Source organism: Roseovarius confluentis (assembly GCF_002917925.1).
Classification (GTDB): Bacteria; Pseudomonadota; Alphaproteobacteria; order Rhodobacterales; family Rhodobacteraceae; genus Roseovarius; species Roseovarius confluentis.
Window position 1 is genome coordinate 16,045 of record NZ_PPFE01000007.1, and the last position, 19,865, is coordinate 35,909.

Below are 19,865 nucleotides of genomic sequence, written 5' to 3' on the forward strand. Positions count from 1 at the left end.
CCGAACCGCGGGCAAGCCCAGCATAGCACATTCCTGGCGCCAGCAGCCCAAGAAAGAACCGTCGGTCAAAACGACAGATCCCGGGGCAGCCTCAGAAGTCGAACAGCTCTTCCAGGAACCCGCCGCGCTTTTTCTTCTTCTGCGGGCGGCTGTCGGCCTGCCAGACGCGGGCATCCGGCGCCTCGGGCGTGGTCCGCTCGATGAGCTTGTCCAGCTCGCCACGGTCAAGCCACACCCCACGGCATTGCGGGCAATAGTCGATCTCGACACCGGCGCGGTCGGTGATCACCAGCGTTTCTCCGTCAACCGGACATTTCATCGGGCAGTCCTCCTGTAATCCTGTTCATTGCATTCCAGATGGGCATCGCCCGCCGGTTTCTCAAGCCTCAGCGCAGGACATGCACCGCGCAGGCGGCATGCCGCACAACGTATTGCGCGGTCGATCCCAGCAGCAGGTCCTGCATCCCCGGGCGGTGCCCCGCGATCACGATGCAATCGACCTTGTGGCTGTCGGCATAGTCCACGATGGTGCGCCCCGAATGGCCATCCACCACCACGCCGGCGGCGTGCTCCAGGCCCGAGGCTGCGCTGTCCAGCTCCGCCTGAATCGCGATCTTGCGTTCTTTCACGTAACCGCCGGGCAGATAGGTCGCGGCATAGCTCGGGATCTGCTCGATGACGTGAAACAGCGTGATCTTCGCGCTGTGCTCGGCCAGCACTTCGGCCACGTGCATCGCGCCTGCCGCATCGCGATCTTCGTCAAAGGACACAGGCACAAGGATATGGGTATACATGACGGTCTCCTCCTCTTTGGACACGCCATTGTCCCACAGCCGCGCCCCCGCCCACCTTGACATGGATCACCCCCGGCGCAACACGCGCCCGTCCGTCACCAGCAGCCCCAGCGCGATCAGGCCGAACCCGACCCACGCCTCCGCGCTTAGTCGCTCGCCCAGGAACACCGCGCCAAGCCCCGCCGCAAAGGGCGGGATCATCAGCGTCACCAGCATCAGGTTCGCCGCGCCCGCGCGCCGCAGGATGGCGAAGTAAAGCAGGTAGGCCAGCGCCGTCGACAGCGCCGCCAGCGACACCAGCGCCGCCCAGACATGCATCGAAAGGTCGAACCGCGGCACCCCGTCCACCCACAGCGCCACGGGCAGCATCAGCAGGCTCGATCCGATCAGCATCCCCAGCGCGTTCATCTGGGGCGCCTGCCCCGCCAGCGCCCGCTTGGCCCAGACACTGGCCAGCGCATAGCTCAGCGCCGCGCCCAACACCGCAAGCTGTGCAAGGTTGCGAAGGTCCACACCGCGCAGCAGGTCCGGCCCCATGATCGCCGCCACGCCCGCCAGGCCCAGCAAGGCGCCCACGATCTTGCGCGGCACCATCGGCTCGTCGCGCAACAGCAGCCCCGCCACCACCGCACCGAACACCGCCGTCGTCCCATTCAGGATCGAGGCCAGCCCGCTCTGGATCTCCACCTGCGCCCAGAAGATCAATGAGAACGGGAGCGCGTTGTTCAGCGCCCCCATCACGAGATAGGCGCCCCAGATCCTTGGCTCCCTTGGCAGCTGCAGCCCCAGCATTCGCACGACCACCAGCAGAATCGGCACCGCCCAGACGACCCGATGCAGCGTGATGGTCAGCGGCGGAACCTCGGTCAGCGCAATTTCCGCGAAAAAGAACGACCCGCCCCAGACGGCGGCCAGCGCCAGCAGCATCAGGGCGGAGGATGGGGATATGGACGGGCTGTCGCTCATGCCCGTTGGTCGCATGACACCCTTGTCCGGACGACCCGTTTCTTGCGGCAAATACCGCGCGTCAGGTCAGTCCGGCCTGCCGTCCGGCAAGCCGCGGCGTCAGGCCACGCCGTCGCCGGTGCGCTTCAATTGCACACCGTTGATCTTCCAGCCGCCTGGCCCCTGGATCATCTCGTATTCCAGCTCGTAATACACGCCGTCCGCACCGCGGATCAGCACGTCCTGAACCAGTGCATCGCCCTTGTCCCGCTCACCCAGGAATTCCACTTCGGCCGGGCGCCAGACCATCGGATAGCCGTTGCGCACCATCTGCCCGAACCGCTCGGGCGAGCCGAAGATGCCCTGGATCATCGGGCTGGCATGGGTGAAGGCGCTGTCGAAATCGTCCTGCTGAAACGCGTCAAGCTGGTCCGAGATAACCTGACGCGCAGCGTCGTCGGCACGCGCCGGCATGGCCAAAAGGAAGATCACTACAAGAAAAGAAAGAAAACGGGTCATCAATACACTCCTCTGAGAGGGATGATAGCCCGTCCTGCCCGCGCATCAATGCCGTGCCGGCTACTGCTCCTGCAGCGACTGCAAAAACACCACCAGATCCGCAACCGGTTGCGACACCATCACCGGCTGTCCAGCCCCCGTGCGCACCGCGATCTGGCGCGTCGTGTCAAAGAAATCGCCGTAGACCGGCATGCTGGACCCGTGCGACACCAGCGGGTCGCGCCCGTCGATCCTCTGCGCCACGCGCTCCACCGGGAAAGTGCCGCCATGGCGGGCGGTCAGCGTTGTCAGGTCCGAGGGCTGCACCAGCAGCACCTCGCGCATCGGCCCGTGACCATCGGCACGGGGTCCGTGACAGCTAACGCAATGCTGTGCATAAAGCGCGGCACCGGCTCCGGCGTCCCCTTCCGCCAGGACCGGCCCCGCGCCCAAGGCCAGACATGCAACCGCCCCGATCAGCCGCGGGCGTCCGGCCCATCCTTCATGCGTGCTGAATGCTCTCATATGCTCCTCCGGGCGTGCAGGGATGCCGCGCCCCGGCCACCGGCATCTGTGCTCCGGCGCGGTTCGAACGGCATCGCAGGAATCATTCTGCACCCCGGTCGCGCGCCGCGCCTTGATCTGGATCAGATGCGCGATGTATTGGCGCGCAGGGCTCTACCGCACCTGCAACCCCGAAATCCGCGCGCGGATCATACTATCGGTGTCGTCACTGTCGCCGGACACGGCCAGTCCCACCAGCGATGTCGCCGGCCCGCCAAAGGCGCGGCGGAAATCGGCGTTGAGGTCCACGCTCTCGCGCGCCTCGCCCGTCCCCGCACCGCGCAGTACCACCGTCTTGCCCCGCGCACCGAGATAGGGGCTGTTCAGAACCTCGCCGCGCGCGTGGTCACCGCCCCAGACATAGACCAGCACCCGCACGTCCTCGTTCGACAACAGCCGCGTCACCCGGCTGCCCTGCGCACGCTCGGCCGCGCCTTCCGGCAGGAACACGAAGTAAAGCGCCAGGTTGCGGTCGTCCCCACCCTTGCGCGCCAGGTTGGTGGGCGGCACGCTTTGCGACACCTGCCAGTTCCACGATGCCCCGCTGGCCTGCCACGCGCTCTTGGGCAATTCGCGGTAAAGCAGAGACACTGCGGCGTCCGAGGTCACGTCCAACGCCCCGCCCCTGCGGGCATAGTCGTTGCCCGAGAACAGCGAGAACCTTTGATGCTTCCAGCTTCCATCAAACGATACCGGCGCGGCATGGGCATCGGATACCGAAAAAGATGTCATAGCGGCCAAGGCCACCGGCAGAACGAAACGCATGATCATAACCTCCCTGTTGTCTGCCTTGCAGTTAGACGCCCCGCCCACACGGGCCAGTCACCTATGCGTGAAGCACAAGTCGCCGCGCATCTCGATTGAACGGATCCGTTCCCCCTGGCGACCCATCTGCATCCGTCACAGAGCAAAGGACACGCCACCCATGCCACCACCCTTCGCCTTCCCCTGGAAACCCGCCCTGCGCCTCGGCACCGGCCTGATCGTGATGGCCCTCACCGCGCCCGACGCCCACAGCGCCGCCCTGCCTTGCGACCCGGCCCTGGACCGGCTGCCGCCACCCGGCGCCCGCGCCGCTCCGAACGAGCCTTGCCACCCGGCAAACTGAAACCGCTCTTCTGTTTTTGGTGCCCGCGCCCTATATCTCTGGTGTCAGACAACAGGAGCCTTTTGATGCACCGCGTCCTCACCATGACAGCCCTCTGCGCCAGCCTTGCCGGCACCGCCTTCGCACAGGATTTCGACGAGCCCGACCCGGCCGACCTGGTGCCCGCGCATTTCAGCGCCGCCAGTTTCGCGGCCCTCGACCAGTACGATCTCTACGACGTGACACTGGCGCTCAAGCGTGGCCGCAACATCCGGCTGGCCGATTGCACGCCGTCGCAAAGCCGCGCGATTTTCGAGGCTTCCTACGATCGGCGCGCGCCTGCAATGGACATGCTGCGCGCCACCTGCGCGGGTTAATCCGCGCCCGCCAGCCGCTGCGCCAGCGCCCACGCATCCGGGTCGACATTGACCGGGTCCTGCACGGCGCGCGCCTGCCCCGGCATCCGCGCGCGCTCGTCCCGCTGCACTGCGCCCGACACCTGCGTCAGCCGGTCAAAGAACGCGCCACCCGAAACATCGGGGTCCACGATCAGGTAGAAATCTCCGATATCGTGCGGGTCGCCCTCGGGCGCTTTCAGCGGGCCAAGGTCCACGCCCGCCCGGCTGCCGGTCATGCCCGCCGCCAACAGTTCCGCCATCAGGCCGAACCCCCAACCCTTGTAGCCCCCCATGCTGACCAGCGAGCCTTTCAGCGCCGCCTCCGGGTCGGTGGTGGGCTTGCCGTCCGCATCGACGGCCCAGCCTTCGGGGATCGTCTCGCCCGCCGCCTTGGCCATGGTGATCTTGCCCAGCGCAACCGTGGTCGTGGATTGGTCGAACAGCATCGCCACCCCGCCCTCGCCATCCGGCACGGCAAAGGAAATCGGGTTCGTGCCGATCACGCGGGATTTTCCTCCCGGCGGCGCCACCACCGGCGTCGCGTTGGTCATGCCCAGCACGATGAACCCGGCCCGGGCGATCTGCGCCGTGAAATAGCCCAGGCTGGTGCAGGTATGCGCATGACAGACCGCAAGGCTGATCGTGCCCATCTCCTTCGCCGCCTTCACCGCTTCCGGCAGCGCCTTCGAGAACGCCGCCTGGGCAAACCCGAATTTCGCATCCACCTCGACCACGCCGGGCCGCGGCTTGCGCACCTCCGGCACCGCGTCGCCCTTGACGCGCCCCGTCCGCAACTGCTGGCAATAGCTTTCGAGGTAATAAAGCCCGCAGATCCGGTTACCGAGGCCTTCCGCCTCGCGCACCGCCGCGGCGACCTCGCCCGCGATCCACTGCTCGGCCCCATGTTTCATCAGCGCCGCCTTCGCCGTCGTCTCGATCTCGCCCAACGTCACCTGCATGGCATCCCCCGTTTTCGCTTGCGTAGGGTGGGGTTTCACCCCACCACGATCCGTCCGTTCTCCAGCTTCACCACCCGGTCCATCCGCGCCGCAAGCTCCAGATTATGCGTCGCGATCAGCGCGGCCAGCCCGGTGCCCCGCACCAGTTCAACCAGCGCCGCGAACACCTGGTCCGACGTGCCGGGGTCCAGGTTCCCCGTCGGCTCGTCCGCCAGCAACAGGCGCGGCGAATTGGCCAGCGCCCGGCAGAACGCCACCCGCTGCTGCTCGCCGCCCGACATGGCACTGGGCCGGTGCTTCGCCCGGTCGGCAATACCCACTTGGCTTAGCAACTCGGTCGCCCGCGCGTCGGCCACCTTGCGGCTGATGCCATCGGCCAGCTGCGGCAGCACGATGTTCTCTTCCGCCGTGAACTCGGGCAAAAGGTGGTGAAACTGATAGACGAAACCCACCTCCTGCCGCCGCATGATCGTGCGCCGCCGGTCCGACCGGCCCACCATGTCCTCGCCGCCGATCTCGACCGTGCCGGCATCGGCCGTGTCCAGCAACCCCGCGATATGCAACAGCGTCGACTTGCCCGCCCCCGAGGGCGCCACCAGCGCCACCATTTCCCCCGCGCCGATCGTCAGGTCGATGCCCGACAGTACACTCACCTCGTTGGCCTTGCCCTTGTTATAGGCCTTCTCGACCCCCGCCAGATTCAGCATCGCCTCACTCATAACGCAGCGCCTCCACCGGGTTCATCCGTGCCGCCCGCCGGGCGGGGAAAATCGTCACCACGAAGCTCAGGAACAGCGAAAGGCCCACGGCACTCATCACGTCCCAGAACTCCAGCTTGGCGGGCAGGAAATAGATCCCCCGCGTGTCGGGTGTCCAGATCGGCTGCTCGCTGAAACTGTCGATCACCGCGAAAATCTGGTCGATATAGATGGCAAAGAGACACCCCAGCACCGTCCCCATCACCGTGCCGATGATCCCGATGAAAGCACCGCACATGAAGAACACGCGCAGCACCGACCCCTCGGTCAGCCCCATGGTGCGCAGGATGCCGATATCCCGCCCCTTGTTCTTGACCAGCATGATCAAGCCGCTGGTGATGTTCATCGCCGCGATCAGCACGAGGATCGACAGGATGATGAACATCACGTTGTCCTCCACCTCCAGCGCCCGCAGGAACCCGCTGCTGGAATCCCGCCAGGTCCAGATCTGCGTGTTCTCCCCGGCGGCGCGCAGCAGGGCCAGCGACATGTCGTTCACACGCTCGGGTTCCTCGATCATCACCTCGATCTCGTCCGCCTTCCCCTCGCTGTTGAAAAAACTCTGCGCCTCCTCGAACGGCAGATAGACACGGACGCGGTCGATATCATACCGCCCTGCGCTGAACACATAGACCACGTCATAGGCATTCACCCGAGGGCTGGTGCCCAGCGCCGTGCGGTTGCCGGTGGGGTTGATCACCCTGATCTTGTCGCCCACGCCGATCCCCAGCGTACTCGCCACGCCGGAGCCGATGGCGATGGGAAAGACCCCTGTCTCGGCCGCGTCCTGCGCGAAATCCTCAATACTCCCCTGGGAGGTCTCGGGGTCTGCGATCCGCGGCAGCCCCTTCAGATCCTCCAGCGTGATCCCCCGCACCTCGACCCCCGCATTGCGGTCGCCCACGGTGGCCAGAACCTGGTTCTTGATCAACGGAGCCGCCCGCGTGACGCCCTCGACCTGCCGCAACCGCTCCGCCATCGCCTCGTAATCGGTGATCTGCCGGTCGATCCGCCCCGTCTGCTGGTCCACCGTGCCGGCACTGTAAACCGTCACATGCGCGTTCGACCCCAGGATCGTATCCACGAACTCGGCCCGAAACCCTGCGCGCACCGCCAGCGTCGCAATCAGCGCGAACACCGCCAGCGTGATGCCAATGAGGCTGATCCACGTCATGACGCTGACCCCGCCCTCGGCCCGCTTGGCCCGCAGGTAGCGCCACGCGATCATCGTCTCGAAGGCGGAAAACGGCTTGGGCTGTGCTGCCACGATGGAACCCCCGGGTAATTCAGTTGTCCCTGCGGTGTATCGTGGCCCCGGTCAAGGTCAACCCCGTCTTCACATCGGTTTCAAATCATGCCGATATATGCAGCAGAGACACAGGGGGGAAACGTACCATGCCTGCCGGTGCCCTGATCGGCTTCTACCTTCTGCTGGGCCTCCTGCCCCTCGGGCTCGCCTGGGCGCAGGGGCTGGAGCCGCGCACCGCCTTGGACGAACTGGCGACCGGACTTGGCCTCGTCGCCCTCGCGATGATCCTGCTGGAATTCCTGCTGCTCGGACGCTTCCGATCCGTCACCGCGCGGGTCGGAAGCGACGTGGTCATGCGCAGTCACCAGCTTCTGGCGCGCGCGGCGCTGGTCTTCGCCCTGCTCCACCCGTTCCTGTACATCTCGCCCCGGGCACAGGCGCCGGTCTGGGACGTCACCCGACAAACAGTGGCCGAGACCTCCTGGCATGCGCTCTGGCCCGGCATCGCGGCCTGGCTCCTGCTTGGCGGTCTGGTCGGCATGGCAATCGGACGTGACGCCACCGGCCTGCGCTACCAGCACTGGCGTCTTCTGCATGGGCTTGCCGCTCTGGTCGTTGCGGGCTTCGGCGTGCTGCACGCCCTGCGCGCCGGGCGCTACAGCGCCGAGCCGTTCCTGGCCTGGGTCTGGCTCGGCCTGCTGACCGTGGCCGTCGCGGCGCTCCTCTATGTCTACCTGATCGCGCCGCTTTTGCGCCTGCGCCGCCCCTTCCGCATCACGGATATCCGGCATGAGGCCGATCGCACCTGGGTTCTCGCCCTCACCCCCGACTTCGACGGCACGTTGCCCTACCGCGCCGGTCAGTTCGCCTGGCTCAATGTCGGGCATTCGGCCTTTTCGCTGAACGAGAACCCGTTTTCGATCTGCTCCGCGCCCGCGGCCGGGGGCGACGTGCAGTTCCTGATAAAGGAGCTTGGGGATTTCACCGGCACCCTCGACCGCCTCCGCCTCGGCACCCGCGCCTGGCTTGAGGCGCCCCACGGTCACCTCACGCTCGACGGTCGGGAAAAGGCCACAGGCATCGCGCTGATCGCTGGCGGCGTCGGCCTGGCCCCGATCATCGGCATTCTGCGCCAGTTGCGCGCCACCGGCGACACCCGGCCCACCACGCTGATTTACGGCAACCGCCACGCCGGCCAGATCGCCTTCGCCAAGGACCTGAAGGCGCTGGAACGCGACCACGGCACCAAGGTCATCCATGTCCTGTCCGAGCCGCCCGCCGACTGGACCGGCGAAACCGGCTATGTCACCCCCGACCTGCTGCGCCGGGAATTCGGCACGCCGGACCAGCGTGACTGGCTCTATGTCCTCTGTGGCCCGCCGGTGATGCTGCGCGTGGTCGAAGACAGCCTCATCGCCCTCGGGATTCCACCCCGCAACATCCTGTCCGAGCAGTTCGTCTATGAATGATCGATCTTCCGCGAAAACAACACGCAACCGCATCCGTCGCGCGGTCTTCTTGATCGTCGGCCTCCTCGCGCTTGCGCTCGCGGCCTTCGCCCTGCGCGGGCTTGTTTGACAGGCCTACTCCGCCGGTGTCGCCTCCGGCCTGCGCCGCACCATTCGGCCCAATCCACCCAGCAGCATCGCGATCAGCGTGTACCCCGCCAGGAACCCACCAAGGCCAAAGCCCGCCCCCGCCACCGTCGCCGGCACGGCAGGCTCGAAATCACCCCATGTCTTCCGCGCCAGCTCCGGGTCCAGGTACTGCCACCCGATCAGCGCCGCGCTGACGGAATTGGTCGTCTGCAGATGCTCCAGATGGGCAGACAACCGCTCATGCCGGATCAGGACCTGCCCCATGCTCTCGCTTCGCGCCTGCGCCATGGCGGTGCCGCGCGCAAGGTCACTCAGCGCCGCGTCGCGGCTCAGGCCAAGCGCCGCGGCATCGGAGTCGAACCGTTCGACCACCCATGCCAATTCATCCACGGCGCCCGACAAACGCTGCTTATACTGTTGCGAAAACTCGGGAAATTGCGACGCGGCCAGCGCACAGCACAGCCCGCCCGCCAGGGCCAGTCCCTTGGTAATCATCGCTCTGCCTCTTTTTGTCTTTTATTGTTTTGAGGCAAGTATAGCGCGTTTCGCGCGAATCCAGAAATAAAGATTGCCGTGAACGGTTGTGGCACCGGCTCAGTCCCGGCGCCGCAAGCCCGTTACATCCAGGTGTGAAACGACCGATCCTCCATCGGCTCTACCGTGCCGGCCTCACCGCGATGCGGCGCGTAGATCTCGGCGATCTTCTCGACTGCGCCCTCGGGCGCCATCTCCTCGCTCTCGCCCGTCCGGCGGCTGGTCAGTTCCACCACGCCGTTCTTCAGCCCACGCGGCCCCACGGTGATCCGCCACGGCAGGCCGATCAGGTCCATCGTCGCGAACTTGCCGCCTGCCCGCTCGTCGCGGTCATCATAGAGCGGATCCAGCCCCTTGGCCTTCAGCGCCGAATACAGCTTCTCGCAAGCCGCATCCGCCTCGCCGTCCCCCTGTTTCAGGTTCACGATCCCGGCGTGGAACGGCGTCACGCCCTCGGGCCAGATGATGCCCTTGTCGTCATGGCTGGCCTCGATGATCGCACCCACAAGGCGGCTGACGCCGATCCCGTGGCTGCCCATATGCACCGGCACCGGCTTGCCGTCGGGGCCCTGCACCGTGGCGCCCATCGGCTCGGAATACTTCGTCCCGAAATAAAAGATCTGGCCCACTTCAATGCCCCGCGCCACGCGGCGGCGGTCCTCGGGGATCTTGTTGAACACCTCTTCATCGTGCGTTTCGTCCGTCCGCGCGTAACGCGATGTGAACTCTTCCAGCACCGCCTGGCATTGCGCCTTGTCGCTGTAATCGATCTCGCGCTCGCCGAATTTCAGGTCGGTGATCTGGCTATCATAGAACACCTCGGACTCGCCGGTCTCGGCCAGCACCAGGAATTCATGCGTGTCGTCCCCCCCGATCGGGCCGGAATCCGCCCGCATCGGAATGGCCTGCAAGCCCATCCGCTCATAGGTGCGCAGGTAGCTGACCAGGTGGCGGTTATACGCGTGCAGCGCGTCTTCCTTCGTCAGGTCGAAGTTATAGCCGTCCTTCATGAAGAATTCGCGCCCCCGCATCACGCCGAAACGCGGCCGGATCTCATCGCGGAATTTCCACTGGATATGATACAGCGTCAGCGGCAGATCCCGGTAACTGCCCACATGGGCGCGGAAGATATCGGTGATCAGTTCCTCGTTCGTCGGACCATAGAGCATATCCCGATCCTGCCGGTCGCGAATGCGCAGCATTTCCGGGCCATAGGCATCGTACCGCCCGCTTTCGCGCCACAGGTCCGCCGATTGCAGCGTCGGCATCAGCATCGGGATATGCCCCGCCCGCACCTGCTCCTCGTGCACGATATTCTCCAGCTTGCGCAACACCTTGAAGCCCAACGGCAGCCACGAATAGATACCCGCGCTGGCCTGCTTGATCATCCCCGCCCGCAGCATCAGGCGGTGGCTCGCGATCTGCGCCTCCGAGGGCGTCTCCTTCAGAACCGGCAGGAAATACTTGGACAGGCGCATGGGGAACCTCTGGTCATTGCGTGCTTAGGCCCCGTTTATGACCTCAAGGCCCGCCAGACAAGCCGGAAGGCGCTTGCAACGCTGCCCCCCTTGCGCGAAAAGCAAGGAGACGCATTTCGTTCTTCCGAGGTGGCATGGCCCTTCCCGTCCGGACACAATTTCAATTCTGGGGCATCGCCATCGCGCTGTTCCTCGTTGTCATGTGGTTCCTTGGCGACGTGATCCTGCCCTTCGTGCTGGGCGGCGCCGTGGCCTATTTCCTCGACCCGGTGGCGGACCGGATCGAACGCCTGGGCGCCTCGCGCGCCGTGGCGGTCGCGCTTATCACGCTGGTGGCGATCTGCATCTTCGTCATCATGGCGCTGCTGGTCATTCCCACATTGGTCAATCAGACCGCCAACCTGATCGACATCGCGCCGCAGCTCTTCAACGACCTGCAAAACTTCCTCACCACCCGCTTTCCCGATCTCGTCGACCAGGATTCCACCCTGCGCCAGTCGCTGGCCACGCTCGGCACCACCATCCAGGAACGCGGCGGGCAGGTGGTCGAAACCGTGCTGACGTCGGTCGGCTCGCTCGTCAACGTGGTGGTCCTCCTGGTGATCGTGCCGGTCGTGGCCTTCTACCTGCTCTACGACTGGGACCGCATGATTGCCGAGATCGACCGCCTTCTGCCGCGCGACCATGCCCCGGTGATCCGCCGTCTGGCGCGCGAGATCGACCAGACGCTCGCCAGCTTCATCCGCGGCATGGGCACGGTCTGCCTGATCCTCGGCACGTACTATGCCGTGGCGCTGATGCTGGTGGGCCTGCAATTCGGACTGGTCGTCGGCGCCTTTGCCGGGCTCGTGACATTCATCCCCTACGTGGGCGCCATCCTCGGCGGCGCGCTCGCCATCGGCCTCGCGCTTTTCCAGTTCTGGGGCGACTGGCTGTCCATCGGCCTCGTCGCCGGCATCTTCGTGCTGGGACAGGTGGTCGAGGGTAACATCCTCACGCCCAAGCTGGTCGGTGAATCCGTCGGCCTCCACCCGGTCTGGCTGATCTTCGCGCTGTCGGTCTTCGGCGCGCTCTTCGGCTTTGTGGGCATGCTGGTCGCGGTGCCGGTGGCAGCGGCCATCGGCGTTCTTGCCCGCTTCGGCGTACAGCAATACATGGACAGTGCCCTCTATACCGGGCAAGGCGACCGGGACACCGAATAATGGCACAGCAGCTCAGCTTCGACCTGCCCGCCAAACCGGCACACGGGCGGGAGGATTTTTTCGTTTCCGCCGCCAATGCGCAGGCCGTCGCCCTTATAGATACGTGGGAATCTTGGCCCGCCCGCAAGCTGGTGCTGCACGGCCCGCCCGGCGCGGGCAAGACCCACCTCGCCCATGTCTGGGCGGCGCAAAGCGGCGCCACGATCCTGCCCGCCTCTGACCTGCCCGGCGCCGACATTCCCGCCCTCGCCCGCAGCCACGTGGCGGTCGAGGATTGCGAGACCATCGCCGGACAGGACGCCTCAGAGACCGCCCTTTTCCACCTGCACAACCTGACGCTGGCCGAGGGCCATTCCCTGCTGCTGACGGCCAGCACAGCGCCCAAGTACTGGAACCTCGCGTTGCCCGACCTTGCCAGCCGCGTGCAGGGCACGCCCGCCGTGGAACTCGACCTGCCCGACGACATGTTGCTGACGGCGATCCTCGCCAAGCTCTTCGACGACCGCCAGTTGACGCCCACGCCGGACGTCATTCCCTACCTTCTGCGCCGCATCGACCGCTCGTTCGAGGCCGCCCGCCAGGTCGTCGCCCTGCTCGATTCCGCCGCACTTTCGCGCAAACGCGCGCTCACCCGTCCCTTTGCCCGCGACGTGCTGGACAAGGCAGGGATGTAACGGCACAGTCGTCACCTTATCGTTACGTCGCAATCCCATAAGGGCCACATGACAAACGCCGATTTCCTCAAGTCCACCGCCCCGGCCCCCGTGACGATCGACGGCCTCGACATCACCGGCCCCGGGCGCTTCTTCAACCGAGAGCTCAGCTGGCTGGGCTTCAACTGGCGCGTTCTCGAAGAGGCGCAGAACCCGCGCGTCCCCCTTCTGGAACGCCTGCGCTTCCTGTCGATCTCGGCCAACAACCTCGACGAGTTCTACAATGTCCGCGTCGCGGGCCTGCGCGAGCTGGCCCATGCCGGCAACACCACGCCTGCCGCCGATGGCCTCACCCCCGCCGAACAGCTTGTCCTGATCGACGAAGACGCCCGCAAGCTTCTGGCCCAGCAACAGGGCACCCTCGAAGACCTGCGGCAGGAAATGGAGGCCGAGGGCATCATCATCCTCGACATCGACAGCCTGACCAAGGATGACCGCGCGCATCTCAGCGACATCTTCCTCGAACAGGTTTTCCCGGTCCTGTCGCCGCTGGCCGTCGATCCCGCGCACCCTTTCCCCTTCATCCCGAACCTCGGCTATTCGCTGGCGCTCCAGATGCAGCGCAAGTCCGACAAGCGCCCTCTTCAGGCGCTCCTGCCCATCCCCAACCAGATCGACCGCTTCATCACCGTCCCGTCCGAGCCGGGCCAGTTCCGCGCCCTGCCGCTCGAAGACCTGTTGCTGCTGAACCTCGATCACCTTTTCCCGGGCTATACCTACAAGGCACACTGCAATTTCCGCGTCCTGCGCGACAGCGACCTCGAAGTCGAGGAAGAGGCCGAGGACCTCGTGCGCGAGTTCGAGGTCGCCCTTAAACGCCGCCGCCGCGGCGAAGTCGTGCGCCTGAAAATCTCTTCCGGTGCGCCCGAGGAATTGCGCCGCACCATCATGCAGAAGCTCGAAGTCCGCCCCGAGGAGGTGGTCGAGGTCGACGGCATGATCGGGCTGGCGGATCTCAAGGAAATGGTGCTCGACAGCCGCCCCGATCTTCTGTGGCCCAGCTTCACGCCCCGCGTGCCCGAGCGCGTGCAGGACCATGACGGCGACATGTTCGCCGCCATCCGGCAAAAGGACATGCTGCTGCACCACCCGTACGAGACCTTCGACATGGTCATCCGCTTCCTGACGCAGGCGGCCCGCGATCCCGACGTGGTGGCGATCAAGCAGACTCTCTACCGCACCTCAAAGGACAGCCCCATCGTCGAGGCGCTCTGCGAGGCCGCCGAAGACGGCAAGTCCGTCACCGCGCTCGTGGAACTCAAGGCCCGCTTCGACGAGGCCGCCAATATCCGCCAGTCGCGGCGACTGGAACGTGCGGGTGCCCACGTGGTCTATGGCTTCATAGACCTCAAGACCCACGCCAAGATCTCGACCGTGGTCCGGCGCGAGGGCGACAAGCTGGTGACCTACACCCATTACGGCACCGGCAACTATCACCCCATCACGGCCAAGATCTACACCGACCTCAGCCTCTTCACATGCGATTCCTCGCTGGGCCGCGACGCCACCAAGGTCTTCAACTACCTCTCCGGCTACGCCCAGCCCGAAAAGCTGGAAAACCTCGCGATCTCGCCCACCACGCTGAAGCCGCGCCTGCTGGAAATGATCGCCGCCGAGATCGAGCATGCCAAATCCGGCAAACCGGCCGAGATCTGGGCCAAGATGAATTCCATCATCGAACCCGACGTGATCGACGCGCTCTATGCCGCCTCACAGGCCGGCGTGAAGATCTGCCTTGTCGTGCGCGGCATCTGCGGCATCCGCCCGGGGATAAAGGGGCTTTCGGAAAACATCCGCGTCAAGTCCATCGTCGGGCGCTTCCTCGAGCATTCCCGCATCGTCTGTTTCGGCAACGGCGCGGGCCTGCCCTCGAAAAAAGCCAAGGTCTACATGTCCTCCGCCGACTGGATGGGCCGCAACCTCAACCGCCGCGTCGAAACCCTCGTCGAGATCACAAACCCCACCGTCAAGGCCCAGATCGTGGGCCAGGTCATGGCCGCCAACCTCGCCGACGTGGCGCAGACTTGGGTGATGTCCCCAGACGGCAGCTTCCACCGCGAATTGACCGAGGAAGGCACCTTCGCCTTCAACTGCCACCGCTTCTTCATGGAAAACCCGTCGCTGTCGGGCCGCGGCTCCGCCGGGGCGGCGGACGTGCCGAAACTCACCCATACCGACGATTGACCCTTCCGGCCCCCTGTCGCATATAGGGGGCCGTTACCAAGCCGGGGATGTCATGGACGGCACGACCGATCCTGAACACAGCGAATGGGGCCCCTTCGGGCGCCCGCTTTTCGACAAGGACGCGGCCAAGGCGCTCAGCCGCGTGGGCGTGGTCGACGTTGGCTCCAACTCCGTCCGCATGGTCGTGTTCGACGGCGCCGCCCGCAGCCCGGCCTATTTCTACAACGAGAAAATCATGTGCGGCCTCGGCCAGGGCCTGTCGGAAACCGGCCGCCTGAACCCCGAGGGCCGCGAACGCGCGCTGGCCGCCATGAAACGCTTCGCCCGGCTGGCCGAGAACATGGACACCGGCCCGCTGACCGCCGTGGCCACCGCCGCCGTGCGCGAGGCCACCGACGGCGACGATTTCCGCGACGAGATCAAGCGCGAAACAGGCGTCCACCTCTGGGTCGTCGACGGCCCCGAAGAGGCGCGCCTGTCGGCCCAGGGCGTGCTTCTGGGCTGGCCCGGCTCGTATGGCCTTGTCTGCGACATCGGCGGCTCGTCCATGGAACTGGCCGAGATCAACGGCGGACAGGTCGGCAAGCGCCTGACCTCCCGCCTTGGCCCCTTCTCCCTGCAGGAGGTCAAGGGCGGCAAGAAGGCCCGCAAGGCCTATATCAAGGACACGCTGGAGCGCATGCACGACCAGCTGGGCGAGCAGAAGAACCGCCTCTTTCTCGTCGGCGGCTCGTGGCGCGCCATCGCCAAGATCGACATGGAACGCCGCGGCTATCCCCTGCACGTGCTGCACGAATACCGCATGACCCCCAAGGACGTGCGCAAGACCGCCGACTACATCGCCGACAACGACTCCGAAGAGCTCCGCAACCGCGCCGGCGTTTCCTCTCAGCGGATGGCCCTCGTCCCCGACGCCGCCGAGGTGCTGCGCCGCCTGGTCAAGACCTTCGGCCCCCGCGACATCGCCGTGTCCAGCTACGGCATCCGCGAGGGGCTCTTGTACGAACAGATGCCCCAACAGTTGCGCGACCGCGACCCCCTGATCGAGGCCTGCCGCTTTGCCGAGGCCAAGGACGCCCGCCTGCCCGGCTATGGCCGCGCCATCTATCACTTCGTGGAACCGCTCTTTCGTAGTGCCAAGCACGACAAACTGCGCATCATCCGCGCCGCCTGCCTCTTGCACGATGTCAGCTGGCGCTCGCATCCCGACTACCGGGCGCAGGACTGTTTCGACAACGCCACCCGCGCCAACCTGGGCGGGCTCAAGCATTCCGAGCGGGTTTTTCTCGGCCTTGCCCTGATGCACCGCTATTCCAACAAGCGTGATGGCACCCAGTTCGAGAAACTCGCCGAACTTCTGGACGAGCGTGACCAGCACCAGGCCGAAGTTCTGGGCAAGGCCATGCGCTTTGCCGCCATGTTCTGGCTGCGCAAGGACACGCAGCTGGGCGAGCTGACATGGCACCCCAAGAAGAAGCAGCTTGTCCTGCGTCTGACGGAAGAAGCCGTGCCGCTCTACGGCGAGGTGGCGCAGACGCGCCTCGCCTCGCTCGCCGACACGCTTCAGGCCGAATTTGACGTCAAGCTGCTGCGCCCGCGCCGCGCTAAGGCCGTGCCGGGCAAGTCCTAGGACCAATCAAGAGATCAAAGGCGACCCGCCTCAGATCTCGATTTCCTCGTCGGGGTCGATCTCTTGCTCTAGCGGCGTCTTGCGGCGGATGATGATATCGCCGTTCGGCATCATCTCGGGCGCGTGATAATTGCTCAGATCATCGATCTGGCCCATCAGGTCGGCAAAGGCCGGGCCCATCTCCTCGACGAAATTCCGCAGCGCCGGCTGCATGTCCTTCGCCATCCCTTCAAGATCGCGCATCGCCGGCTCCATCTCGCGCATGATGCCTTCCATGAACATCTGCGCCCCGCGCTCCATCAGGGAAAAGCCTTCGTCCTCTTCCTCCTGCGCCAGGGCGGGCGCGGCGGCAAGGCACAACGACAGGGCGGCGATGGGTACGATGCGTTTCATACGCCCAATATAGCGCGTCTGCGTGGCGATTTTAAGATGTCAGGTCGATATCCAGCGTGACCGGGAAGTGATCCGACGCCGCCAGCAGCGCATCGCGCAGGTCCGGAACCTTCCAGCAATCGGGGTCCTCGAACGGGTGCCAGATGCGCCATTTCGGCCCCTTCGCCCGCAACCCACTGGAAATCATGATGTAATCCAACAGCGCCTGAAGGTACCGTCCCTCGTCCTTCAGGTAGAACCGCGCGGTGCTGTTCTGGGCGCCGATCCGCTGGGTCAGCGCCCGTCGCGCGTGCGGATCATAAAGCCGCAAGCCGCCCGCCTCGGCCCCGTCCATGATCACCTCGATCGACGAGCGGCCAAACAGGTTCTCGTATTCATCCAGACCCGGACCGTCATTCAGGTCTCCCAGCAGCATCAGGTGCTCACCTGCCTCCAGATGCGCCCGGACGCGCTTGCGCAGCCACACAGCCTGCGCCTGCTGCTTGCGCCGGTTGGCAATGGACAGCCGCATCACCTCGTCCCGCGTGGTGGCCCCGTGCGGCGCCTTCGACTTCAGATGCGCGCCGATCATGCGAAACCCGAACCCACCCTTCACCTCCACCGCCACTTCCAGCGGCGGCTTGGAGAACGTCACCAGATCCTCCGTCGCGTCGATATCCAGGTCGATCCGGAACACGCCGTCGAAGCGCGGCGCCCCACTCGACCCTTTCTTGCCGGTTTCCTCGCCCTTGGGATCATGCCGACAGGTCATCACGTCCGGGTCGTAAAGCAGCGCGATCTCCTGCTGCGTATCATTCACGAACCCCATCAACGCCTTGCGCGCGCGCAGGTCCATCAGCCTCGCGAACGCCTCCAGCGCCTTGACCGTATCGCGCTTGCCATTGCTGTCCGGCGCCTCGATCACCATCACCGCGTCGGCATCCATCGCCGTGAACACCATTCCCAGAGCGGCAAGCTGATCGCCCCGCGTCACACCGTACCGCGCCGAAGGTCCATTGTCGTCCAGCACCGCATCATGGTCATCGAAAAGCGCGTTGAACCACTCGATGTTATAAGTGGCGAACCGCATCGCTCAGGCCGCCTCGCGCTGGATCTGCTCCCACGCGTCGTTGACGTCGGTCAGGCGCTTTTCGGCCAGCTTGATCGCCTCCTGCGGCACGCCGCGCGCCACCATCCGGTCGGGATGCATCTCGCGCACCTTGTCGCGCCAGACCTTGCGGATCTCGGCCAGCGGCGTGTGGGGCGTGACCCCCAGCACCGCATAGGGATCGGGCCGCGCATCCGGCACGAAGCGGCTTTTCAGCGTGTTGAACTCCCGCTCGGGCAGGCCAAAGATCGTGGCCACCTCCGACAGGAAGATATCCTCGTTCGGATGGTACACCCCGTCCGCCACCGCGATGTGAAAAAGCCCTTCCAGCAAGTCGTTCAGCGTCGCTGCATCTTCGCCGAACATCGCCTTGATCCGCTTGGCATATTCCTCGAACCCCGCCACGTCCTGCCGCGCAAGGTTGAACACCCTCGCCGCACCCGCCTCGTCGTCGCGGGCGATCTGGAACACCTCGCGGAACGCCGTCACCTCGTCGCGCGTCACCTGCCCGTCCGCCTTGGCCATCTTCGCGCCCAGAGCGATCACGGCAATGGCAAAGGCCACCGTCCGCTCGGGCGGCGTGCGCAACCGGTCGAACACGCTTGTCAGCGGCTCGCCACTGGCCAGCGCCGACAGCGCCTCGGATATGCGACTCCAGATCGACATGGCGGCCAACCTAAAGGGCGTGGCCCCCGGGGGACAGGAGTTTCTGCATCAGAACAAGATCGATCCGCCGCCCGAATTTGAGCCCGGCCTGCGGAACGTGCCCCACCTCGACGAAGCCGATCCTGCGGTGAAAGGCAATGCCGCCGTCGTTCTCGGCACTGATCCCGCCGATCAGGGAATGCACGCCGCCCGCGCGGGCATGTTCCTCCAGCGCCGCCATCAGGGCCCGGCCCACCCCGTTGCCCTCTGCGCCGGGGCGCAGCAGCACCGTATGCTCCAGCGTCTCGCGATAGCCCGAGCCGTTGCGGTACGGCCCGTAGGTGGCATAGCCCAGCAACTCGCCCGCGTCCTCGGCTACCAGAAACCCGTGGCCCGCCTCGTCCCGCGTCTTTATGGCCAGCGCCATTTCCAGCATGGTCTTCTCGTCTTCGGTGAAACTGACCGTGGTCTCGCGGATATAGTGATTGACGATCCCCGCCAGCGCCGCCGCGTCGCTGGCCTCCGCCGCCCGGACCTTCATGCCAGCACGCACGCCCCGCGCGGCGTGGTCAACTCCGCCCGCAACGCCACCGGGCCGGTCTCATAGACGACACGTCCGTCGCTCAACACTGGCCCAAGCGCCGCCTCCAGCGCCTTTGCCTCCGGGTGCGTCACCACCAGCCGGTCCAGCCGACAGCCCGACGCCGGCAACATCTGCGCGGGGTGCTGCGCGCATTGCCATTCGATCACGGCCGGAAACAGGTTGTCCCACGGCAGCCGCCCATTCTCGGGCACCGCCATCTGCCAGCGCAAGTCGCCCCGCGCCAGCGGCACCGGCACACCCGCCTGCGGAAACCGCGCCACCACCGCGCCAAGATCGGGCGTATTGCAGATCCAGTTCGTCGGCCTCGGCCGCCCCTCGAACCGGTCCAGATCGAACCACCGCGCATAGCCCGGCGCGGGTGCCTCGGGGTCGATCGCGATAACTTCCAGGTAAAGCCCGTCCTCCAACCCAAGCAGCATGTTATGCGTGCCGAAATGCGCGTGCTGCCCCCCGGGCCGCAACGCGATGCCCAAGCTCTCCTCTGCATAGGCACGGCCCTCGTCCAGCGTCTCGGCCGCCACCGCGAAATGATCCAGTTTCAGCAT

The 19,865-nt window shown here is 65.7% G+C and carries 23 protein-coding genes; 7 read left to right on the forward strand and 16 right to left on the reverse strand.

The window, feature by feature from the left end; genetic code table 11:
• Window positions 1-91 precede the first annotated feature (91 nt).
• The 6 genes from C2I35_RS15200 to C2I35_RS15225 form a co-directional block, all read right to left on the reverse strand.
• Window positions 92-319, reverse strand: a complete 228-nt coding sequence (locus C2I35_RS15200; protein ID WP_103763916.1) for a TFIIB-type zinc ribbon-containing protein — start codon at window positions 317-319, stop codon at window positions 92-94.
• Between the two features lie 67 nt (window positions 320-386).
• Window positions 387-794 (reverse strand): universal stress protein, encoded by a 408-nt coding sequence (locus C2I35_RS15205; protein WP_103764085.1) that lies wholly within the window; start codon window positions 792-794, stop codon window positions 387-389.
• Between the two features lie 66 nt (window positions 795-860).
• Window positions 861-1,760, reverse strand: coding sequence for a DMT family transporter (locus C2I35_RS15210; RefSeq protein ID WP_245890504.1), 900 nt, complete (start codon window positions 1,758-1,760; stop codon window positions 861-863).
• A 99-nt stretch (window positions 1,761-1,859) separates the two neighbouring features.
• Entirely contained in the window at window positions 1,860-2,258 is a 399-nt protein-coding gene (locus C2I35_RS15215) for a DUF4864 domain-containing protein (protein ID WP_103763918.1), read from the reverse strand.
• A gap of 60 nt (window positions 2,259-2,318) precedes the next feature.
• Window positions 2,319-2,762, reverse strand: a complete 444-nt coding sequence (locus C2I35_RS15220; protein ID WP_103763919.1) for a c-type cytochrome — start codon at window positions 2,760-2,762, stop codon at window positions 2,319-2,321.
• A gap of 153 nt (window positions 2,763-2,915) precedes the next feature.
• Window positions 2,916-3,566 carry a DUF3047 domain-containing protein gene (locus C2I35_RS15225; RefSeq protein ID WP_103763920.1) on the reverse strand — a complete coding sequence of 217 codons (651 nt, stop codon included), beginning with the start codon at window positions 3,564-3,566 and terminating at the stop codon, window positions 2,916-2,918.
• A gap of 160 nt (window positions 3,567-3,726) precedes the next feature.
• Between C2I35_RS15225 and C2I35_RS15230 the strand changes: the two genes are divergently transcribed.
• On the forward strand, window positions 3,727-3,909 hold the full coding sequence (locus tag C2I35_RS15230) for a hypothetical protein (RefSeq protein ID WP_103763921.1): 183 nt from the start codon (window positions 3,727-3,729) through the stop codon (window positions 3,907-3,909).
• 65 nt (window positions 3,910-3,974) lie between these two features.
• Complete coding sequence (locus C2I35_RS15235) at window positions 3,975-4,265, forward strand: hypothetical protein (RefSeq protein ID WP_103763922.1); 291 nt, start codon at window positions 3,975-3,977, stop codon at window positions 4,263-4,265.
• On the opposite strand, the gene C2I35_RS15240 is transcribed toward C2I35_RS15235, so the two are convergent.
• Genes C2I35_RS15240 through C2I35_RS15250 form a run of 3 tightly spaced genes read right to left on the reverse strand, consistent with a single transcriptional unit; the run spans window position 4,262 to window position 7,270 of the window.
• On the reverse strand, window positions 4,262-5,245 hold the full coding sequence (locus C2I35_RS15240) for an Ldh family oxidoreductase (protein ID WP_103763923.1): 984 nt from the start codon (window positions 5,243-5,245) through the stop codon (window positions 4,262-4,264). The genes C2I35_RS15235 and C2I35_RS15240 overlap by 4 nt on opposite strands.
• Before the next feature lie 35 nt (window positions 5,246-5,280).
• Complete coding sequence (locus tag C2I35_RS15245; protein WP_103763924.1) at window positions 5,281-5,964, reverse strand: ABC transporter ATP-binding protein; 684 nt, start codon at window positions 5,962-5,964, stop codon at window positions 5,281-5,283.
• Window positions 5,957-7,270, reverse strand: a complete 1,314-nt coding sequence (locus C2I35_RS15250; RefSeq protein ID WP_103763925.1) for a lipoprotein-releasing ABC transporter permease subunit — start codon at window positions 7,268-7,270, stop codon at window positions 5,957-5,959. Before C2I35_RS15250 ends, C2I35_RS15245 begins: the two co-directional genes overlap by 8 nt.
• 128 nt (window positions 7,271-7,398) lie before the next feature.
• On the opposite strand from C2I35_RS15250, the gene C2I35_RS15255 reads away from it, so the two are divergent.
• Window positions 7,399-8,721, forward strand: coding sequence for a ferredoxin reductase family protein (locus C2I35_RS15255; RefSeq protein ID WP_103763926.1), 1,323 nt, complete (start codon window positions 7,399-7,401; stop codon window positions 8,719-8,721).
• Between the two features lie 114 nt (window positions 8,722-8,835).
• On the opposite strand, the gene C2I35_RS15260 is transcribed toward C2I35_RS15255, so the two are convergent.
• Together C2I35_RS15260 and proS are read right to left on the reverse strand one after the other, a co-directional pair.
• Complete coding sequence (locus tag C2I35_RS15260; RefSeq protein ID WP_103763927.1) at window positions 8,836-9,345, reverse strand: DUF2937 family protein; 510 nt, start codon at window positions 9,343-9,345, stop codon at window positions 8,836-8,838.
• A gap of 122 nt (window positions 9,346-9,467) precedes the next feature.
• Entirely contained in the window at window positions 9,468-10,862 is a 1,395-nt protein-coding gene (proS, locus tag C2I35_RS15265) for a proline--tRNA ligase (protein WP_103763928.1), read from the reverse strand.
• A 134-nt stretch (window positions 10,863-10,996) separates the two neighbouring features.
• Here proS and C2I35_RS15270 point away from each other — a divergent pair, with 134 nt between their 5' ends.
• The 4 genes from C2I35_RS15270 to C2I35_RS15285 are packed head-to-tail and all read left to right on the forward strand — an operon-like array spanning window position 10,997 to window position 16,591.
• The gene (locus C2I35_RS15270) at window positions 10,997-12,064 is read left to right on the forward strand and encodes an AI-2E family transporter (protein WP_103763929.1); all 1,068 of its coding nucleotides are present in this window, start codon (window positions 10,997-10,999) and stop codon (window positions 12,062-12,064) included.
• On the forward strand, window positions 12,064-12,738 hold the full coding sequence (locus C2I35_RS15275) for an HdaA/DnaA family protein (RefSeq protein ID WP_103763930.1): 675 nt from the start codon (window positions 12,064-12,066) through the stop codon (window positions 12,736-12,738). Before C2I35_RS15270 ends, C2I35_RS15275 begins: the two co-directional genes overlap by 1 nt.
• A 48-nt stretch (window positions 12,739-12,786) precedes the next feature.
• Window positions 12,787-14,961: an RNA degradosome polyphosphate kinase gene (locus C2I35_RS15280; protein ID WP_103763931.1), complete on the forward strand. Its 2,175-nt coding sequence runs from the start codon at window positions 12,787-12,789 to the stop codon at window positions 14,959-14,961.
• Between the two features lie 52 nt (window positions 14,962-15,013).
• The gene (locus C2I35_RS15285; protein WP_103763932.1) at window positions 15,014-16,591 is read left to right on the forward strand and encodes a Ppx/GppA family phosphatase; all 1,578 of its coding nucleotides are present in this window, start codon (window positions 15,014-15,016) and stop codon (window positions 16,589-16,591) included.
• Between the two features lie 30 nt (window positions 16,592-16,621).
• Here the strand turns inward: C2I35_RS15285 and C2I35_RS15290 are convergent, their stop codons facing one another.
• From C2I35_RS15290 to C2I35_RS15310, 5 genes are read right to left on the reverse strand one after another with little or no spacing between them, the layout of a single operon-like run.
• Window positions 16,622-16,984 carry a hypothetical protein gene (locus C2I35_RS15290; protein ID WP_103763933.1) on the reverse strand — a complete coding sequence of 121 codons (363 nt, stop codon included), beginning with the start codon at window positions 16,982-16,984 and terminating at the stop codon, window positions 16,622-16,624.
• A gap of 31 nt (window positions 16,985-17,015) precedes the next feature.
• Entirely contained in the window at window positions 17,016-18,053 is a 1,038-nt protein-coding gene (locus C2I35_RS15295) for an endonuclease/exonuclease/phosphatase family protein (RefSeq protein WP_103763934.1), read from the reverse strand.
• 3 nt (window positions 18,054-18,056) lie between these two features.
• Window positions 18,057-18,737 carry a molecular chaperone DjiA gene (locus tag C2I35_RS15300; protein WP_103764086.1) on the reverse strand — a complete coding sequence of 227 codons (681 nt, stop codon included), beginning with the start codon at window positions 18,735-18,737 and terminating at the stop codon, window positions 18,057-18,059.
• 10 nt (window positions 18,738-18,747) lie between these two features.
• The gene (locus C2I35_RS15305; protein ID WP_103763935.1) at window positions 18,748-19,257 is read right to left on the reverse strand and encodes a GNAT family N-acetyltransferase; all 510 of its coding nucleotides are present in this window, start codon (window positions 19,255-19,257) and stop codon (window positions 18,748-18,750) included.
• On the reverse strand, window positions 19,254-19,865 hold the full coding sequence (locus C2I35_RS15310; RefSeq protein ID WP_103763936.1) for a VOC family protein: 612 nt from the start codon (window positions 19,863-19,865) through the stop codon (window positions 19,254-19,256). The genes C2I35_RS15305 and C2I35_RS15310 overlap by 4 nt, the downstream gene beginning before the upstream one ends.

What these genes read in the sequence shown, in the direction of transcription:
- C2I35_RS15220 (WP_103763919.1), bottom strand. Translation starts at nt 2,762, where the DNA reads ATGAGAGCATTCAGCACGCATGAAGGATGGGCCGGACGCCCGCGGCTG.
- C2I35_RS15310 (WP_103763936.1), bottom strand. Translation starts at nt 19,865, where the DNA reads ATGCTGAAACTGGATCATTTCGCGGTGGCGGCCGAGACGCTGGACGAG.
- C2I35_RS15210 (WP_245890504.1), bottom strand. Translation starts at nt 1,760, where the DNA reads ATGAGCGACAGCCCGTCCATATCCCCATCCTCCGCCCTGATGCTGCTG.
- C2I35_RS15285 (WP_103763932.1), top strand. Translation starts at nt 15,014, where the DNA reads ATGGACGGCACGACCGATCCTGAACACAGCGAATGGGGCCCCTTCGGG.
- C2I35_RS15270 (WP_103763929.1), top strand. Translation starts at nt 10,997, where the DNA reads ATGGCCCTTCCCGTCCGGACACAATTTCAATTCTGGGGCATCGCCATC.
- C2I35_RS15240 (WP_103763923.1), bottom strand. Translation starts at nt 5,245, where the DNA reads ATGCAGGTGACGTTGGGCGAGATCGAGACGACGGCGAAGGCGGCGCTG.
- C2I35_RS15235 (WP_103763922.1), top strand. Translation starts at nt 3,975, where the DNA reads ATGCACCGCGTCCTCACCATGACAGCCCTCTGCGCCAGCCTTGCCGGC.
- C2I35_RS15295 (WP_103763934.1), bottom strand. Translation starts at nt 18,053, where the DNA reads ATGCGGTTCGCCACTTATAACATCGAGTGGTTCAACGCGCTTTTCGAT.
- C2I35_RS15215 (WP_103763918.1), bottom strand. Translation starts at nt 2,258, where the DNA reads ATGACCCGTTTTCTTTCTTTTCTTGTAGTGATCTTCCTTTTGGCCATG.
- C2I35_RS15200 (WP_103763916.1), bottom strand. Translation starts at nt 319, where the DNA reads ATGAAATGTCCGGTTGACGGAGAAACGCTGGTGATCACCGACCGCGCC.
- C2I35_RS15225 (WP_103763920.1), bottom strand. Translation starts at nt 3,566, where the DNA reads ATGCGTTTCGTTCTGCCGGTGGCCTTGGCCGCTATGACATCTTTTTCG.
- C2I35_RS15255 (WP_103763926.1), top strand. Translation starts at nt 7,399, where the DNA reads ATGCCTGCCGGTGCCCTGATCGGCTTCTACCTTCTGCTGGGCCTCCTG.
- C2I35_RS15280 (WP_103763931.1), top strand. Translation starts at nt 12,787, where the DNA reads ATGACAAACGCCGATTTCCTCAAGTCCACCGCCCCGGCCCCCGTGACG.
- C2I35_RS15275 (WP_103763930.1), top strand. Translation starts at nt 12,064, where the DNA reads ATGGCACAGCAGCTCAGCTTCGACCTGCCCGCCAAACCGGCACACGGG.
- C2I35_RS15260 (WP_103763927.1), bottom strand. Translation starts at nt 9,345, where the DNA reads ATGATTACCAAGGGACTGGCCCTGGCGGGCGGGCTGTGCTGTGCGCTG.
- C2I35_RS15205 (WP_103764085.1), bottom strand. Translation starts at nt 794, where the DNA reads ATGTATACCCATATCCTTGTGCCTGTGTCCTTTGACGAAGATCGCGAT.
- C2I35_RS15305 (WP_103763935.1), bottom strand. Translation starts at nt 19,257, where the DNA reads ATGAAGGTCCGGGCGGCGGAGGCCAGCGACGCGGCGGCGCTGGCGGGG.
- proS (WP_103763928.1), bottom strand. Translation starts at nt 10,862, where the DNA reads ATGCGCCTGTCCAAGTATTTCCTGCCGGTTCTGAAGGAGACGCCCTCG.
- C2I35_RS15300 (WP_103764086.1), bottom strand. Translation starts at nt 18,737, where the DNA reads ATGTCGATCTGGAGTCGCATATCCGAGGCGCTGTCGGCGCTGGCCAGT.
- C2I35_RS15245 (WP_103763924.1), bottom strand. Translation starts at nt 5,964, where the DNA reads ATGAGTGAGGCGATGCTGAATCTGGCGGGGGTCGAGAAGGCCTATAAC.
- C2I35_RS15290 (WP_103763933.1), bottom strand. Translation starts at nt 16,984, where the DNA reads ATGAAACGCATCGTACCCATCGCCGCCCTGTCGTTGTGCCTTGCCGCC.
- C2I35_RS15230 (WP_103763921.1), top strand. Translation starts at nt 3,727, where the DNA reads ATGCCACCACCCTTCGCCTTCCCCTGGAAACCCGCCCTGCGCCTCGGC.